This is a genomic window from Halalkalibacter sp. APA_J-10(15), from assembly GCF_023017105.1.
In the GTDB taxonomy this organism is placed as follows: Bacteria; Bacillota; Bacilli; order Bacillales; family Bacillaceae_D; genus Halalkalibacter.
Map to the genome: position 1 here is coordinate 11,710 of NZ_JALKEV010000021.1, position 17,340 is coordinate 29,049.

Sequence of the window (17,340 nt, forward strand, 5' to 3'; positions counted from 1 at the left end):
AACCGAGGTGACCTATGAAATTAGACTTACATGAAGCCTTTCAAAACCCGGGTCATGAATTTTCACCGATTCCGTTTTGGTTTTGGAATGATCAATTAACGAATGAAGAGATTAAAAGGCAAATTCACGAGATGGACGATAAAGGGGTCAATGGCTTTGTGCTACATCCTCGTATCGGCATACCTAAGGATATCGGCTATTTGACTGATGCCTTTATGGGTTATGTGAAAGTCGCTGTTCAGGAAGCGAAGCAGCTAGGGATGTCAGTGATTTTATATGATGAGGCGATGTATCCCTCTGGGTCGGCGAAAGGGATGGTCGTCAAACGTCATTCTTCGTTCGCTAGTCGAGGGTTACAGGCTGTTGAGCTACCTTGTGAGGTAGAAAAGGAGCATACGATCGATCTAACTGAAGAGGATCGACTGATTGCCGTCTTTGCTGCGAAGAAAATAGCTGAAAACGAACTGGAGCCAGATTCGATACAAGAGCTTGAGCCTCATGAGCAAACTGTTCGATTTGATGCGCCTCAAGATGATGGACGATGGGTTATTCTGGCTTTTATCGAAACGAATTCGGGAGGAAATATACGCGGTATCCATTTCGGTGAGGACGATGGAGAGGAGCATGCTCCGCCATCAGCTGATTTACTAAATCCCGAAGCGGTTAAGGCGTATATCGAACTCACGCATGAGCGTTATTATGACGTGCTTCAAGACGAGTTCGGCCAAACGGTGATCGCGATGTTTACCGATGAGCCTGATATTGTAGGGCGCAATGCCAAGGAAGGCATCAAGCCGTGGACAGGTGGTTCATTTACCTGGTATGAGCAATATGGGGGCAAGAAGAGTGACCTACCAGCATTATGGTATGACGTGGGAATAGAAACGGCCTCCATACGTAAGCGTTATGAGCAAGCGGTCTATCAACGACTTTCAACTGTGTATTATGAGCCATTAAGCCGCTGGTGTGAGGAGCATGGGATTGCTTTAACGGGACACCCAGCGGAAAGTGATGACATTGGCTTACTGGATCATTTTCAAATACCTGGACAGGATGTCGTTTGGCGCTGGGTCGCACCGGAAGAAGGCAAAGGGATAACAGGACGCCACTCGACCGCTGGAAAATGCTCAGCCGATGCAGCACGGCATCGTGGGAGAAGAAGAAATGCCGATGAAGTGCTTGGTGTTTGTAGCAAAAAGGGTGGATGGGATCTTTCCCCTGGTGATATGAAATGGTATTTCGATTGGCTGTTTGTCAGAGGTGTAAACCTGATTATCCCTCACGCCTTTTACTATTCCATTGATGGGAAGAGACGTAGCCATGAGCGTCCGCCAGATGTTGGGATGCATAGTAGCTGGTGGCCTTATTATCGGTTTTTTAGTAATTATATTAAGCGTGTAAGCTGGCTTATGACCGATAGTGTGAACACGACGAAGGTCGCGGTTCTTTGTCGAGAGAATCACTTGCCGTGGGAAATGGTGAAGCCATTTTATGAACAGCAAATCGAATTTAATTATGTCGAGGAAGCTCTCCTGTTGTCTAAGGCTGAAATGGCAGCTGGCTTGATTCAAATTGAGGCACAATCGTACTCGACTGTTGTCATAGACGGGCGTTATTTGCTTGAGGAAAAGACAAAGCAACAATTACGAGACTGGATAAAGCAAGAGGGTACGGTGATCACCGTTGGCGAAGAACGAATCGTGGAAGGAGCGATCATCGTTGCAACACCTGAAGAAGGAGCGAATCGGTTAATCGAGTCCGAACAGCAAACGGTTCGATTAAATCCACGATGCCCGGACATTCGGATCAGTCATGTTGAAAAGGGAGATCGCTTCTTCTACTTGCTTGTTCATGAAGGCGAAGAGTCATTCAACGGTACGGTCACATTACGTGAAACAGGAACAGTTGAGTTGTGGGATGCATGGACGGGAACGATAGAGGAGCTTGGTCAAGTGAAGGAGGTTTCTCTCACCTTACATCGACGTGAGAGTATCATCCTAATGGTCGATCCGAATAATCGAGAGTCAATCATCAGAGATCCTGAGCCAATAAAGGAACCGATTAAAATGATCGAACTCAATCAAGAATGGACGGTAACAGGAGAAGCATTCGAAAAACAAACGACCGCGTTACAATCATGGACAGAGTGGCCGCAAATGACCTATTACTCAGGAACGCTCACCTATAGGACGACTCTTCACTTGCAGGAAATGATTGCGAAGGCCGTCATCGATTGTGGTGAAGTCGAAGAAATCGTCAAGCTGACGGTAAATGGAGAAGAAATAGGTGTGAAGATGTGGGCACCTTATTCGTTTGAAGTAACAGGTTTGTTATGTGAAGGAGAGAATGTGATCGAGCTAGCTGTGACGAACAGTAAGGCTAATGAAATGGACCGGTTGGCTTTGCCTTCCGGGTTGATCGGGCCTGTTACGGTTGAGGTGTTTGGGAGTAATAGGTATATAAGCGGCATAATGTAAAATATCATGTTCGGTAGACGAAAGAGTAACTTTAGTAGAGGCTTTTCATGAGTTGAGCAAACTTGTGAGAAGCCTTTTTGAATGATAGGAGGAGATTGTTTTAATTTTATGCGATCTTCTATCAGGTCTTTATTCAAAGAGGTAAAAATATTACTTATTAAGTAAAGTTTCTACATTGTTTAAAGAATATGTGGAACCTATAATCAAAATAAGATACTGTTGACTACATTTTAAGGGAGTCAATGGATGAAGAATATATGGTTGAGTTGTTAAGCAGGTTAAAAAAGTTACTTGATGAAGTCAATCAAACTAAGGAATAGCAAGAAAGAGTAGTATATCGAGGGGGGTTGAATTTTTAATGTTATATCCAATAACAACTGAAACAAGAGGACAAATAGACTTAAATGGTATTTGGAAGTTTAAAGTTGATAATGGAAACGGAATTGACGAAAAGTGGTTCGAGAGACCATTACGTAAAACGATGTCTATGGCTGTACCTGCTTCCTTTAATGATTTAGCAGTCACTCGTGAGTTGCGTAACCATGTTGGTTGGGTATGGTATGAACGTGATTTTATTTTACCGAAATACATGCTTGATCAAAGAATTGTTCTTCGATTTGGTTCAGCAACACATTATGCGAAAGTGTATCTTAATGGCGTACAGATAACAGAGCATAAAGGCGGATTTACCCCGTTTGAAGTGGAAATCAATGACTATGTTCGATTAAGTAAAAACCGCTTAACAGTAGCTGTAAATAATATTGTTGATGAATCTACACTTCCAGTCGGAAATTATATAGAGGAGGAAGTAGAAGGGATAGGCAAGGTGATTCGTAATTCACCTAATTTTGACTTTTTTAATTATGCAGGATTACATCGGCCAGTAAAAATATATACGACAGCTAAAAAGTATATTAACGATGTGAATATAGTAACAAACATAGATGGAAATAACGGTGTTGTAGACTACCAAGTCAAAGTATTAGGACAAGCTTCGACGGTAAAAGTATCGATACTAGATGAATTTGGACAGGAAGTTGTTAATGGAAGTGGTTCGGATGGTTCTTTAATCGTTCCCAATGTTACACTTTGGGAGCCGTTAAATGCATATTTATATACTTTACGTATTGATCTAGATAATGGAACAGATATATATGAACAGCCGTTTGGTGTACGAACAGTGGAAGTGAAAGATGGAAGGTTCCTTATTAATAGCAAACCTTTTTATTTTAAAGGGTTTGGTAAACATGAAGACACGCCCATACATGGTCGTGGTTTTGACGAAGCTGCAAATATATTAGACTTTAATTTGTTAAAGTGGATTGGAGCGAATTCTTTCCGAACAGCTCATTATCCGTATTCAGAAGAAATAATGAGACTTGCTGATCGAGAAGGGATTGTTGTGATAGATGAAACACCGGCAGTAGGAGTTCATTTGAATTTTATGGCAACAATTATGAATGAGCAGGCAAAACGGGATACGTTTAAAGAAATTCAAACCTTTGAACATCATAAAGAAGTGATAAAAGAATTAGTAGCTCGTGATAAAAATCATCCTTCTGTTGTCATGTGGTCGGTGGCTAATGAGCCAGCATCAGAAGAAGAGGGTGCATATGAGTATTTTAAACCTTTAATAGAACTTATGAGGGATGGAGACCCCCAGAAACGTCCAGTTACATTAGTAACCTATGTTCAGTCCACTCCACAGGATTGTAAAATTGCAGAGTTAATTGATGTATTAGCTTTAAATCGGTATTATGGTTGGTATATTAATGGTGGAGATTTAGAACAGGCAAAAGTGAAGCTTCATAAAGAGCTAGAAGGGTGGACAGAACGTTGTCCAGGAAAACCGATTATGTTTACTGAATATGGTGCAGATACGGTTGCTGGTTTTCATGATATTGATGCGGTCATGTTTACAGAGGAATATCAAATTGAGTATTATCAAGCAAATCATGAAGTAGTGGATAAGTTTCAACATTTTATTGGTGAACAAGTATGGAATTTTGCGGATTTCCAAACAAGTCAAGGAGTTATAAGAGTTCAGGGAAATAAAAAAGGGATTTTTACACGAGACCGTAAACCAAAATCAGCTGCATTTGAATTAAGAAAGCGTTGGAAAAACATTCCGGATTTTGGCTATAAAAAATAATAGCTCTTAGAAATTTTAGTATCTACACTTCTCAAGTTTCTCAATAACTTGTGATGAATAGAGATGTTTCTCAGATTGAGCCCTTAAAGCTAAAAATGTCATACTGTAAGGGAGACAGGGGCTAACACCATGATGATCAGTTTAAGTGTAATAGTATATTAAAGAAGTTAGAAGAGACCATTGAAAAATGAATATCGTACTTTTTCAGTGGTCTCTTGTTTTTAACTTTTTTCTGTATCCTTTATACAAGGAGCGAAACCTTCTAATTTATTATTGTTACTTCCCCACAAAAAAACTACCCCAAATTCATCCCAAAAGAAAATGTTTTGACATACATTAGTGAATAATAGGCTAATGAACTAGTGTGAGCGTATAAATGAATGAAAAATGAGTCTTTCATTTGGGAGCGGTAGTGTTACAATATAAAGGGAAAATGGATGTGGAGGTTGAATATGAAAATAAAACTTGGGTTATTATACGGTGGGAAATCGGCTGAACATAAAGTATCATTACAAACAGCAAAGGCAGTTATTCAAGCATTAGACTTAACCAAATATGAAATTCATCCTATATATATTTCTGAAACAGGTGAGTGGATCAGAGGAGAGCAGCTACAACGTCCAGTCGAGGGTGTGAAGGAGCTCCAATTAAAAGAAGGAGAAGTCGTTTCTCCAGTTGCACTAAACTCAGAAATCTTCCCGGTTTCAGTCAACCATGAAAAGAAGGCTGATAAGATTGATGTTGTCTTTCCATTGCTTCACGGTCCGAATGGGGAGGATGGGACCGTGCAAGGCTTATTAGAGCTGTTAAATCTCCCTTATGTTGGCAATGGCGTACTAGCATCTGCTGCTGGTATGGATAAAGTAATGATGAAAAATATTTATGAGCAGGCAGGAATTAAGCAAGCGAATTACGTATCCTACATTCGACCTGATTGGGAAAAGGACACGCAAGTAGCGTATCAAAACGTCGAACAAACACTTGGATACCCGTGCTTTGTGAAGCCAGCGAATTTAGGCTCAAGTGTTGGGATTAGTAAATGTAACGATCGAGAGAGCTTAGAAAATGCTTTTAAGGAAGCCTTTGAATATGATCGTAAAATTATAATTGAGGAAGGAATCGACGGACGCGAAGTGGAAATTGCCGTTTTAGGAAACGATGACCCACAATGTTCAGTTGTTGGTGAAATCGTCCCAAAAACCGATTTCTATGACTATAAGGCGAAATATGAAGATGGAGACACGGGGCTTATTATCCCTGCTGACATTACTGAAGCGGAATATAAAGAAATCAAGCGTGTAGCGATACAATCGTTCAAAGCGCTCGACTGCTCTGGGCTCGTTCGTGCCGATTTCTTTTTGACGAAGGACGGTGACGTGCTCATGAATGAAGTGAACACGATGCCAGGCTTTACACCATTCAGTATGTTCCCGATGCTGTGGCAAGAATCAGGCTTGCCATACTCCGAGCTCATTGAGAAGCTCGTTCAGCTAGGAGTAGAGCGTTATGAGGAGAAACAGAAGATTAAATATACCTTTTAAGACACATATATAGTAATGAGGTTGACTCGACGGTGAGTCAGCCTCCTTTTACATAACATATTATGTTTTCAATAAGGAGCGATTGTAATGATAAAGAGGATGTTTAAGGATATTGCTGAATGGGTGAACGGTGATGTGATTGAAGGAGATATTAGCTCTGTAGAAGCAGTAGGCGTTTCGACAGATACAAGAACGATTCAAAGGGGGAACCTATATATCCCTATCGTTGGTGAGAACTTCAATGGTCATGACTTTGTTAGTACTGCTATCGATCATGGGGCAGCTGGAGCACTTTGGCAACGAAATCAGCCGAATCCCCCTGCTCATATACCGCTTATTTATGTAGAGGATACGCTATTGGCGTTGCAAGACTTAGCTAAAAACTATATGGCAAGCCTTTCTACAAAGGTCGTTGGAATTACGGGTAGCAATGGGAAAACAACGACGAAGGATATGGTCACGTCTGTACTCTCGACGACGTATAAAGTTCAGAAGACAGAAGGAAATTACAATAACCATATAGGATTACCGTTAACGATTTTGCGATTAGAGGAAGATACGGAAATTGCCGTGTTGGAAATGGGCATGAGTGGGCGTGGAGAAATTGAACTTCTTTCGTCCATTGCTAAGCCAGACGCTGCGATTATTACAAATATCGGAGAGTCTCACTTACAGGATTTAGGCTCGCGTGAAGCGATTTCCGAAGCGAAGTTTGAAATTACAGCAGGCTTGCGGGAAAGTGGAATGCTTATCATCGATGGTGATGAACCATTATTAACAGAAAAAGTCGTAAATAGCCCGTATCAGGTGACGACGGTTAGTCGTTCTAAGGAAAGTGACTATTACCCAATGCAAATAAAGCAGAAGAGCGAAGGTACTTATTTTACGATAGATGGTGAGGGGGAGTTCTTCATTCCTGTTCTCGGTAAGCATAATATTCATAATGCTCTTTCAGCGATCGCGCTTGCGAAGTCGCTGGGGGTATCGAACGCTAATATTAAAAAAGGGCTAGAAATGATGAAGATAACAGGGATGAGAACGGAATTGCTCGAAGGAAAAGCTGGAGTGAGGATCATTAATGACGCGTACAATGCGAGTCCAACTTCTATGCGAGCCGGGATTGAGTTACTGCAGGATTTACAGGGCTATAAGAAAAAAGTAGTCGTGCTCGGTGATATGCTGGAGCTCGGTGAGAATGAAGAATCGTTCCATTATGATGTGGGAAAAGGAATCGACAAAGAGAAAATCGATTATGTTTTCACATTTGGTGCACTCGGCAGAAAGATTTCGGACGGGGCGAAAGAGAATTTTTCAGAAGAAAGGGTCCATGCATTTAATGAGAAACAAGCATTGATTCAAACATTGAAGGGGATCGTTGAAGGGGGAGATATCGTCTTAGTGAAAGGCTCCCGTGGTATGAAATTAGAAGAGGTTGTTGATGCATTAATTGGTTAATACTAAATAAGGCTCCTGCGGAAAGCGCGCCCTTCATCCCGGGAGCGAGGTCGAGACGCCGTATCGTGGCAACTAAAGCCTGTCGACTGTCGCGCTTTTACGAGGCTTTGTCGACAGGCTATAAGGATCTTGGCATACGCCAGATCCTTATTTGTATATTTTAGCATGACGAGCAGGATGTTGGTTTTAGGATGAAGCCGAGCTTGAAGCAGTGACTACTGCTGCAGTTGTCGCAGCCATAACGGCCGCTTGCATGGCTTGCATCGTATCAGAAACGGCTTTGCCGTGTGGGCTCTTTTTCATCAACATATTAATCTTTTCTTTTGCTTGCTTGTATTCGTCTTTTGAGAAGAGCTGCTTGTCGATTTGGCATGCTTTTAACAAACCAATTAAGCTAAAGATTTGCTCTTCCACCTCCTGATCTTCATTGGATAGGACGGCTTTTCTAATTTTTTCACGAATGCTATCCTCTCTGCCAGACTGAGTGGAAGGATACACGTTTCTAGTGAAAAGAAATAACACCTTTTGTTTATTCTTTGTAAGAATTTCTTTTTCAATTAGGCGTTCAATGAAGGGGATATGTTTCTTATGCCAGTTTATGTGAAATCCGAGTGTTTGTACAACACGTTGCAGCTTAGGTGTTTTTCCGTGGTATTTGTCTTTTAAATAAAGCAAAGAGTCGTTTAAAAGCTCATCTCTACAATTAGCATTCTGTGGAATGTGGATGGTTTTGTCTTTTTCATTATAATCTAAGCAACGTTGCGTCGTTAATTCCATTAAAATCGCACCAGCTAAGCCATAGTGAATGGATTGTGATGCATTCATGTTCATTTTCCCTGTTTGATCATCTAAAGCAATTAATAACAGTTTTTCGGCAAGGGTTAACATACGTCCAACCTCCTTAATGATAAAGGCACTATAAAAGGTAAAAACCAAACTTTTTCAGAGTCCTTTCCTATACTAAGTATACGAAGGGATTAGAAGGAAGGTTTCGGGGATGGATAGGCACAAAGCATACTCCTGCGAATAACGTATAGTATGAGACTTTCCTTGTTTGCCGACAATGGAGTAAGAGGTGATAAAGGTGGTTCGTATCCAATGTAGTGTGTGTAAGAAATGGTGTGTTGAAACGATCATGTTTTGGTCTGTTTCCCTTTGTGATGAGTGCGAAAAGATTGTTGTTCAAACGGAGATAGGTGAAGGGGCTTATGATCAGATCGTTCATACATTTAGTGAAACGATGAAAAAATAATATGGAAAATGCGTAACCCAACTATGATACATTATAGTTGGGTTATAAAACGTGTACAGTTGTTTTAAAAAGGTTTAATACCGATCCTTTTGAGCAAGTGTAAAAAGAAAGAAATAAGGTGAAGGAAATGAAGCAATCAATGCCATTAATTACGGCTATTCAACAGCATATTGAGCAGCAGCCTCTCTCGTTACATGTACCAGGACATAAAAATGGTCACGTTTTCTCACACGCGTTGCAAGATGATTTTCAATCTGTGCTACCGTATGATGTAACGGAGCTAATAGGGCTTGATGATCTCCATGATCCAACTGGCCCGATAGCTCTTGCGCAACAGAAGGCAGCTGATTTTTATCAAATGGGTGAAACCCATTTTCTTGTTGGAGGGTCAACAGCGGGGAATCTCGCGATGGTGTATGGTTTATTTGAGCGAGGAGATACGGTCCTTTTGCAACGCAATAGTCATAAGTCGCTTTTTCATGCATGTGAGATTGCTGGAGTGACACCGATCCTAGTGACACCGGAGTATGATGAGCATTTAGGGCAAGGTGTTGGAATAACAGCAGCTATTGTCAGACAAGCACTAGAGCAATTTCCACAGATCAAAGGTGTCATATTGACGTATCCCAATTATTTCGGTGTGAGCATGGACATTCAAGAGGTGATTGAGGAGGCGAAGAGGCGGGGATTAGCTGTACTAGTCGATGAGGCTCATGGGGCTCATTATGCCATTAGTCAGCAATTTCCCCCATCAGCGTGTGAATTAGGAGCAGATGTCGTTGTTCAATCTGCACATAAGATGCTACCAGCGTTAACGATGAGTTCTTTTTTACATATAAGTAAGCACCTTCCTATGGAGGCTGCTCATAGAATAAAAGAAGCACTAACGATGTTTCAGTCAAGTAGTCCATCTTATTTATTAATGACCTCATTGGATGGTGCTCGCGAGTTTGCTGAAAGATTAACAGAAGGGGATATTACAGAGGTCTTAGCAGGGATTGAAGCGAGTAAGCGAGAATTAAGTACTATAAAACAGATTAAAGTGATAGAGTCGAATAATCAAAGCTATCATTATGATCCGTTAAAAGTTACAATTAGATCAAGAACTGCATTAACAGGCTATCAGCTGCAGGATGTGATAATGGAGTGTGGCATGTACGTTGAATTAGCGACAGAGCGAGATGTTCTGCTCGTGTTTGGCCTGGCTCCCTTACGTTTGGACACAGGTGTGCTAGATAAGCTAAGAGAAAAGCTTTCTACCTATTCTGTCGTGAACGAGAAAGATTCCATTTCTCTCTCCTCATGGGCGTCAGATGTGCGCTTTACTGAAATGAAACTAGGTCGAGTTCATCAACTTCAGCAAACAACAATTCCACTCACCGAAGCGTCTGGACGAATGTCATTAGAGTCGATTATTCCATACCCTCCTGGTATTCCCGTATTACTGCGAGGAGAGGTGATTCAGCAAGGAACGGTTGATTATATTCAACAATTAGCCGATGCAGGTGCTCGTTTTCAAGGGAAGAAACGAGTGGATGAGGTTTTAGTAGTAGATTCGGAGGAAATAGAATGAGTAAAGGTTTGTTTATAACAGTAGAAGGTGGAGAAGGTGCGGGCAAGACGACGACGCTTGATCGCCTTGAGGAAGAGCTTGTCGGAAGAGGTTATGACGTACTACGGACGCGTGAGCCAGGAGGTATTCGAATTGCCGAACAGATTCGCGAGGTGCTACTGAATACAGCCCATACAGAAATGGATGGTCGAACAGAGGCACTCCTCTATGCTGCAGCGAGAAGGCAACATTTAGTGGAGAAGGTCTTACCAGCTATTGAGGCGGGGCAAGTCGTACTGTGTGACCGATTTATCGATAGCAGCTTGGCCTATCAAGGGTATGCGCGAGGTATTGGGGTGGATGCGATCCAGTCAATCAATGACTTTGCGATTGATGGGTGTATGCCTCAATTGACGCTTTTCTTTGATGTTGATCCGAATATAGGATTACAACGGATTGCGGCTAATCAGGAGCGAGAAAACAACCGCCTTGATCAGGAAAAGAAAAGCTTTCACGATCGTGTTCGTCGGGGCTACGAGCTATTGTTAGAGCAATACCCTGATCGTATAAAGAAAATAAATGCTAATGAAGATGTTGAAACGGTGTATCGTATGGCTTTGGCAGAGGTAGAGACTTTATTAAAAGAGTAAGTAAATGGTGGGGGTGCTTTTGGGGTTAACTGAAAGCCGCTTTCACGAAAAGTCACGAATCGATCATTCAAATGAAGGGAGCTGAAAGTTATGAAGCTAATTATGGCGGTTGTGCAAGATAAGGATAGTGTGAAATTATCTGATGCGCTAGTGAAAGCTGATTATCGAGCGACGAAGCTTGCGAGTACAGGTGGATTCTTAAAGGCCGGAAATACAACTTTTCTCATTGGAACAGAAGACGAGAACATACAGGACGTTATGCGAATAATAAAAGAGAACTGTGAAAGCCGTGACCAGCTCGTTGCCCCTATTTCACCGATGGGTGGGAATGCTGATTCATACGTTCCATACCCTGTCGAAGTACAAGTTGGTGGTGCTACGGTGTTTGTGTTACCGGTTGAACAGTTTGAACAGTTTTAAGGAGTTATGATATGAAAACATGGCAGCAGTTAGCAGAAATACAGCCAAGAGTTAGTGGCATCCTCATGAAAACGTTAAAAAAGAACAGGTTAGCTCATGCTTATCTCTTTGAGGGTAGTAAAGGGGCAGGAAAAAAAGACGTAGCTCTTCAACTAGCGAAGAGCTTCTTTTGCGAGAGTCTTGAAGAAACTGAGCCGTGCCAGCAGTGTTTGTCATGTCGTCGAATTGAACATGGCAATCATCCAGATGTACATATAATCGAACCAGATGGTCAATCGATAAAAAAACAACAAATTGAGCATTTACAAAAGGAGTTTGCGTACCGTGGTGTCGAATCTATAAAAAAGGTCTATATCGTAGGAGATGCTGATAAGATGACGGCAAGTGCGGCTAATAGCATTTTGAAATTTCTTGAGGAGCCAAATGGAACAACGTTAGCCGTTCTTATGACTGAGCAAGGAAAAAATATTTTGCCGACTATTCAGTCGAGAAGTCAGCTGCTAAGCTTTGCCCCGCTGGCAAGAGAGCCATTTATCCAATTTCTAATAAATGAGGGTATTTCTAGAACGAATGCTCATTTATTGGCTAGCTTAACAACAAGTTTTGACCAAGTGAAGGAGCTCGTTCAAGAGGATTGGATTGCACAAGCACGAAGCGTAGTGATACAATTGATGGAAGAGCTTTACGGTCGACCTTCACAGTTGCTTTTTACGATTCAAGAAAAGTGGTTGGGAACGTTTAAAGACAAAGCTCAGCAAGAAATAGGACTAGATATGCTCCTATTATGGTTTAGAGATCTTTTGTTTGCCAAGGTGGGCAATTTAAATACGGCTTCCTTTGTTGATCAAGTCGATTCATTAGAGAAGCAAGCGCTTCAAAGCTCCCAGGAACGGCTTAGCAGTCACATGGCTGCTGTGCTCGATGCGAAGAAGCAATTGCATGCGAATGTGAATCCACAATTGGTAATGGAGAAGTTAATGCTTTCGATACAGGAGGGATAGAAGATTGCATCAAGTTGTAGGTATACGCTTTAAAAAAGCAGGCAAAATCTATTATTTCTCTCCAGGTACGTTTCAGTTAGAGAAGGATGAAGATGTCATCGTTGAAACCTCACGTGGAGTGGAGTTTGGACGAGTCGTAATTGAAACGAAAACAGTCGGTGAGAATGACGTCGTTCTACCGCTAAAGCAAGTGATTCGAATAGCAACAGCTAAGGATAAGCTTGTGGTAGAAGAGAATCAAGAAGCAGCGAGAAAGGCGTTTCTCGTCTGTTCAGAGAAAATTAATGAGCATCAGCTTGACATGAAGCTTGTTGATGTTGAGTATACATTTGATCGAAATAAAGTGCTATTTTATTTTACTGCTGATGGTCGAATTGACTTTCGGGAGTTAGTGAAAGACTTAGCATCTGTCTTTCGAACAAGAATTGAATTACGTCAGATTGGTGTTCGAGATGAGGCGAAGATGCTCGGCGGGATAGGGCCATGTGGAAGAGTGTTATGTTGTTCTTCCTTTCTCGGTGATTTTGAGCCTGTTTCGATTAAAATGGCAAAGGATCAAAACCTTTCACTAAATCCGGCTAAGATTTCTGGATTGTGTGGCCGACTCATGTGCTGTCTGAAGTATGAAAATGATATTTATGAGGAAGCGAAGAAGATGCTTCCGGATGTTGGGAAAATTATTCGTACGCCGCATGGAAAAGGGAAAGTGACAGGTTTAAATTTACTAGAGCACCTCGTTCAGGTCGAGTTAGCTGATGGTGAGGGGATAGTTGAATTTACATTAGAAGAATTAACGAATAAACCGGTTGAAGCCACGGAATAGTGGGGTGGAGTACATCGTGGATAAGAAGGCTGTATTTACGCAGGTGAGTCAATTAGAAGAGCGTCTTGGTGAATTGCATCATGAGTTAAGAGGGTTGAAGGAACAATTAGCCTATTTAATTGAAGAAAATCATTATTTGCAAATGGAAAATGAAAAGCTTCGCGAACGTCTTGATGTTGACGTCCAGGAGCATGATTCCGAGGAGTCACCTGGAGAGGATAAGAAGAAAAAGCCATTTGTTGGTGAAGGTTACGATAATTTAGCAAGGCTCTATCAAGAAGGATTCCACGTATGTAATACCCATTATGGTAGCATTCGCGCTGAAGGTGAGGATTGTTTGTTCTGTCTCTCATTCCTCCATCAGAAATAATGGTTTCAACATCATGAAGTGCCCTTAAAAGGTTAGGGATTTACCTTTTAAGGGCTTTTTTTTAAAAAGCTAAGAAAGAAAGTATAAAAATCGAGGAAGAAATGTGAGAAGAACTGAAGAAGTTAGCGGGATCATTCAATAAAGAGTGTTGGCTGCTCGTTTACGTTCCACTTCAGAACAAATGAAACCCGTTCGGCTCCGCACAACGCAATTAAGAAAAGCTGCTAACGCGATTTCTTAAGCCAAATAGAACGGAACCTCATTCCGTTAAAAGGGAGAAATACGTCGTTTAGGCGTATGGAGTGGAACGTCATTCCGCTAATGAGCAAAAAAAAGAGAACAGTGAAGCACAAATGGTCAAATAGCGGAATGAGGTTCCGAAAAGGTAGTCTGAAACAGTTTGATAAAGGAAATAACGGAATGAGGTTTCACTAAGGAGAATGAAGGTGGTGCACGGGTAGTGTCGACCCTGTGCGGTTTCTTAAATTTAAAAGTTAGGATATTAGATGATGAAAATAGAATTATTAGAAGGTGAGCGTCTAGATCGGGTCGCTGGTACAGAGCTCGAAATTATTCAAAGTCGTGATGTTTTTTCATTTTCAATAGACGCGATTTTACTTTCGCGTTTCGTTCAAGTGCCGATTCGTAAAGGAAGAATTCTTGATTTGTGCTCAGGGAATGGAGTGATTCCAATCGCCTTGACGACTCGTACACAAGCTCAGATTGTCGGTATAGAAATTCAAAAGCGTCTCGTTGATATGGCGCGTCGCTCGGTGTTGGTGAATCAATTGGAACATCGTCTTTCGTTTGTGCATGAAAATGTCGTTAATATCCAATTAGAAGGTTCATTTGATGTTGTTACGTGTAATCCTCCCTATTTTCCGACTAACACGAAACGAGATCAAAATATGAATGAATACGTTGCAATCGCTCGACATGAAATTCATTGTACGTTAAGTGATGTTATTCGTGTTGCAAGTCGTTATGTGAAGCATGGAGGGCGTGTGGCCTTCGTTCATCGTCCAGAACGGTTAACGGACTTACTGAATGAAATGCGAGTATGCAAAATAGAGCCGAAACGAATTCAATTTGTTCATGCGAAACCGAGTACAGAAGCGAATATCGTTCTCGTAGAAGGGCGTAAGGAGGGGCAGCCTGGCGTCACTTGTTTGCCACCTATTTTTGTTTACAATGAAGAGGGTAGGTATAATGAAGCTTTTTTACAAATATATGAAGGTGAATTTCGTACGAAGGTAGGGATATAGATGAGACAACAGAAGAGCTTTGTACATGGCGAGGAATTAGGTGTGCTCTATTTAGTTCCAACACCAATTGGAAATCTAGAGGATATGACCTATCGAGCGGTTCGGATATTGGAGGAAGCGGACTTGATTGCGGCTGAAGATACGAGACAAACGAAGAAGATCTGTCATTATTTTGAGATAACGACTCCATTGGTGAGCTATCACGAACATAATCGGAAGGAAGCTGGAACGAAGCTCATAAATGAAATGAAAAGTGGAAAAAAAGTCGCGTTAGTGAGTGATGCGGGAATGCCAGCTATATCTGATCCTGGACAAGAGCTCGTACGAGAATCAATTACGGAGCATATTTCCGTGATTCCATTACCTGGCGCGAATGCTGCCCTAATGAGCTTAGTTGGTTCAGGCTTATCAACGAATTCTTTTCAATTTGTTGGGTTCTTACCTCGTCACGAAAAACGGAGAAAGGAAGAGCTTGAGAAGCTAATCTATCAAGAAGCGACACTGTTATTTTATGAGTCGCCACATCGTTTAAAGGCAACATTAACGACGATGAGAGATGTGCTTGGAAATCGTCCTATTAGTTTATGTCGGGAATTAACGAAGAAGTTTGAAGAGTACATAAGGGGGACGTTAGATGAAGTGCTAGAGTGGACTGTAACGGGTCAAGTGAAAGGGGAATTTTGTATTGTGGTTGAAGGCTTCCGTGGTGAGGTTGAAGCGGACGATTGGTGGGGGGCCTTTAAAATAAATGAACATGTTGATCATTATATTGCGGCTGGTTTGACATCAAAGGAAGCGATTAAAAAGGTGGCTTTGGAACGTAAACAACCTAAACGTGAGATTTATGCTAGTTATCACCTAAATTAAAAAAAGAATGCATCAAAGGGGGATGTTTGCCCCTTTGGTACATTCTAATCATAATTCCTTATGGTTATTACCCTTTGTTAGATGCTAAATATGACTGTAAATCTTTTAGAATCTCTTCTGCACCTTGAGGGCTAAGGATGATCTTTCCGTTTGCAATAGAAAGATTATCATCAGATACCTCGCCAGTAATTTGACAAGTCATGTTTGGCTTGTATTTCTTTAAGATGATACGATCATGATCAACATAAATTTCTAATGCATCTTTCTCAGCGATATCAAGTGTACGGCGCAATTCAATTGGGATTACGACACGACCTAGCTCGTCAACTTTACGTACAATACCAGTAGATTTCATAGTATATGTCTCCTCTCAAACTCAGTTTTTTTTATTAGTTTCATTTAGTCATTATTCGACATAATTCTTTCTTTTCTTAGAGTACCAGTGTTTCCAAAACAAGTCAAATACTTTTTTACATTATTTAAATATTTTATTGCTAATTGTCAGTGAAAAACCTTAAAAGTAAGTCAATCTCGTAAAAGGAGGTGCAAAAGTATGATCCAATTTAATCCAGATTTACTAGAAAAAATAAGAGATATTAATCATCATTTGGAAGAAACGTATGCTTTTTTAACGAGAGAAAAAGATATGATTCGACAAAAGTTAGCGAAAATTCATACTGATCATAGACAAATCAATCTATTATCGGTTGAAGAGCTGACGGAATGGCTTGATGGTCAAGAAGTAGCTGCAGTAGATGGATCAGTGAATCAAACGAAAGGGGAGTACCCGCACGTTCTTTATTTCTTTCAAGCGCTAGCGAAAACGACAACTGGCCACCAATGCATGTCTTCAGAAATCTATACCCCATTAATGGAAAGAGAAAACAATGAACAAACAACAGCTCAGATACGTTCTCATATGTTAGCTAAGCATGAACTTGAAGTTGCTTACAAGCTTATAGATGAAAGGAGAGTACGGTTACTATTAATGGATGGAGCGCTTTACCATTATCGTATTGATGCACCAAATGAATGGGAACAGCTTCGACAAAAGGCATTGAAGGAAGACGTCTTGCTCGTCGGTGTATCTGAGGAAATTACGACAGAGAATTTGGTGAAGTTAAGTGAATTCTCTTCATATGAACGTTATCCCCACACATATGATCGTGATCTATTATTTGGTGTGCTCAAGCAAGGAGAACTATTGTATATTGAGGAGATCCAGCATAAGGCTGGCTTGCAGTCGGTTTGGGTAAGGTTGAGTACAGATCCTGCGATAACAGGATTTGATATTTTGATGGAGCAAGCCGAGTATCGTGATAGAATTGCAGAAGTTTTGCAAACATTAACACCGAAGGACGGACGTGGTATTCCGCTCTGGTTAGATATGATTGATCGTGAAGTCCGTGTGACAGATTCATTAGTTGAAGCGATGGTAGAGCAATATATTCACCCACAATTAAAGCAACGCTTCTTTACGAAGAAACGTACGAGTAGACCTTATTAAGGAGGGAA

Annotated in this window: 16 protein-coding genes; 14 read left to right on the plus strand and 2 right to left on the minus strand. The window is 41.2% G+C overall.

Going from position 1 to position 17,340, the window contains the following annotated elements; all coding sequences use genetic code 11:
- The first annotated feature begins 14 nt into the window (after positions 1-14).
- The 4 genes from MW695_RS19865 to MW695_RS19880 all read left to right on the plus strand — a co-directional run bounded on the left by MW695_RS19865 (position 15) and on the right by MW695_RS19880 (position 7,625).
- Complete coding sequence (locus MW695_RS19865) at positions 15-2,477, plus strand: glycosylhydrolase-like jelly roll fold domain-containing protein (protein WP_247107236.1); 2,463 nt, start codon at positions 15-17, stop codon at positions 2,475-2,477.
- A 358-nt stretch (positions 2,478-2,835) separates the two neighbouring features.
- Entirely contained in the window at positions 2,836-4,629 is a 1,794-nt protein-coding gene (gene uidA / locus MW695_RS19870; RefSeq protein WP_247107237.1) for a beta-glucuronidase, read from the plus strand.
- 452 nt (positions 4,630-5,081) lie between these two features.
- The gene (locus MW695_RS19875; protein WP_247107238.1) at positions 5,082-6,170 is read left to right on the plus strand and encodes a D-alanine--D-alanine ligase; all 1,089 of its coding nucleotides are present in this window, start codon (positions 5,082-5,084) and stop codon (positions 6,168-6,170) included.
- A gap of 87 nt (positions 6,171-6,257) precedes the next feature.
- Positions 6,258-7,625 carry a UDP-N-acetylmuramoyl-tripeptide--D-alanyl-D-alanine ligase gene (locus tag MW695_RS19880; RefSeq protein ID WP_247107239.1) on the plus strand — a complete coding sequence of 456 codons (1,368 nt, stop codon included), beginning with the start codon at positions 6,258-6,260 and terminating at the stop codon, positions 7,623-7,625.
- Positions 7,626-7,811: 186 nt separating this feature from the next.
- On the opposite strand, the gene MW695_RS19885 is transcribed toward MW695_RS19880, so the two are convergent.
- A complete protein-coding gene (locus tag MW695_RS19885; protein WP_247107240.1) occupies positions 7,812-8,513 on the minus strand; it encodes a GOLPH3/VPS74 family protein in 702 nt (233 codons plus the stop codon).
- Between the two features lie 196 nt (positions 8,514-8,709).
- Here MW695_RS19885 and MW695_RS19890 point away from each other — a divergent pair, with 196 nt between their 5' ends.
- The 9 genes from MW695_RS19890 (at position 8,710) to rsmI (ending at position 15,825) form a co-directional block, all read left to right on the plus strand.
- Positions 8,710-8,877, plus strand: a complete 168-nt coding sequence (locus tag MW695_RS19890; RefSeq protein ID WP_247107241.1) for a sigma factor G inhibitor Gin — start codon at positions 8,710-8,712, stop codon at positions 8,875-8,877.
- Between the two features lie 127 nt (positions 8,878-9,004).
- Complete coding sequence (locus tag MW695_RS19895) at positions 9,005-10,450, plus strand: aminotransferase class I/II-fold pyridoxal phosphate-dependent enzyme (RefSeq protein ID WP_247107242.1); 1,446 nt, start codon at positions 9,005-9,007, stop codon at positions 10,448-10,450.
- Positions 10,447-11,079 carry a dTMP kinase gene (tmk, locus tag MW695_RS19900; protein ID WP_035345745.1) on the plus strand — a complete coding sequence of 211 codons (633 nt, stop codon included), beginning with the start codon at positions 10,447-10,449 and terminating at the stop codon, positions 11,077-11,079. Before MW695_RS19895 ends, tmk begins: the two co-directional genes overlap by 4 nt.
- Positions 11,080-11,169: 90 nt before the next feature.
- Positions 11,170-11,499 carry a cyclic-di-AMP receptor gene (locus MW695_RS19905; RefSeq protein ID WP_035345747.1) on the plus strand — a complete coding sequence of 110 codons (330 nt, stop codon included), beginning with the start codon at positions 11,170-11,172 and terminating at the stop codon, positions 11,497-11,499.
- Between the two features lie 11 nt (positions 11,500-11,510).
- Entirely contained in the window at positions 11,511-12,500 is a 990-nt protein-coding gene (gene holB, locus MW695_RS19910; protein WP_247107243.1) for a DNA polymerase III subunit delta', read from the plus strand.
- A 4-nt stretch (positions 12,501-12,504) separates the two neighbouring features.
- Complete coding sequence (locus MW695_RS19915) at positions 12,505-13,323, plus strand: PSP1 domain-containing protein (RefSeq protein ID WP_247107244.1); 819 nt, start codon at positions 12,505-12,507, stop codon at positions 13,321-13,323.
- 16 nt (positions 13,324-13,339) lie between these two features.
- Positions 13,340-13,693: a DNA replication initiation control protein YabA gene (gene yabA / locus MW695_RS19920; RefSeq protein WP_247107245.1), complete on the plus strand. Its 354-nt coding sequence runs from the start codon at positions 13,340-13,342 to the stop codon at positions 13,691-13,693.
- Between the two features lie 506 nt (positions 13,694-14,199).
- A complete protein-coding gene (locus MW695_RS19925; RefSeq protein WP_247107246.1) occupies positions 14,200-14,958 on the plus strand; it encodes a tRNA1(Val) (adenine(37)-N6)-methyltransferase in 759 nt (252 codons plus the stop codon).
- Positions 14,959-15,825 (plus strand): 16S rRNA (cytidine(1402)-2'-O)-methyltransferase, encoded by an 867-nt coding sequence (rsmI, locus tag MW695_RS19930; RefSeq protein WP_247107247.1) that lies wholly within the window; start codon positions 14,959-14,961, stop codon positions 15,823-15,825.
- 67 nt (positions 15,826-15,892) lie between these two features.
- Here rsmI and MW695_RS19935 read toward each other — a convergent pair whose 3' ends face one another.
- The gene (locus tag MW695_RS19935; protein ID WP_035345759.1) at positions 15,893-16,180 is read right to left on the minus strand and encodes a transition state genes transcriptional regulator AbrB; all 288 of its coding nucleotides are present in this window, start codon (positions 16,178-16,180) and stop codon (positions 15,893-15,895) included.
- 198 nt (positions 16,181-16,378) lie between these two features.
- Between MW695_RS19935 and MW695_RS19940 the strand changes: the two genes are divergently transcribed.
- Positions 16,379-17,332: a DNA double-strand break repair nuclease NurA gene (locus MW695_RS19940; RefSeq protein ID WP_247107248.1), complete on the plus strand. Its 954-nt coding sequence runs from the start codon at positions 16,379-16,381 to the stop codon at positions 17,330-17,332.
- Positions 17,333-17,340: the final 8 nt, after the last annotated feature.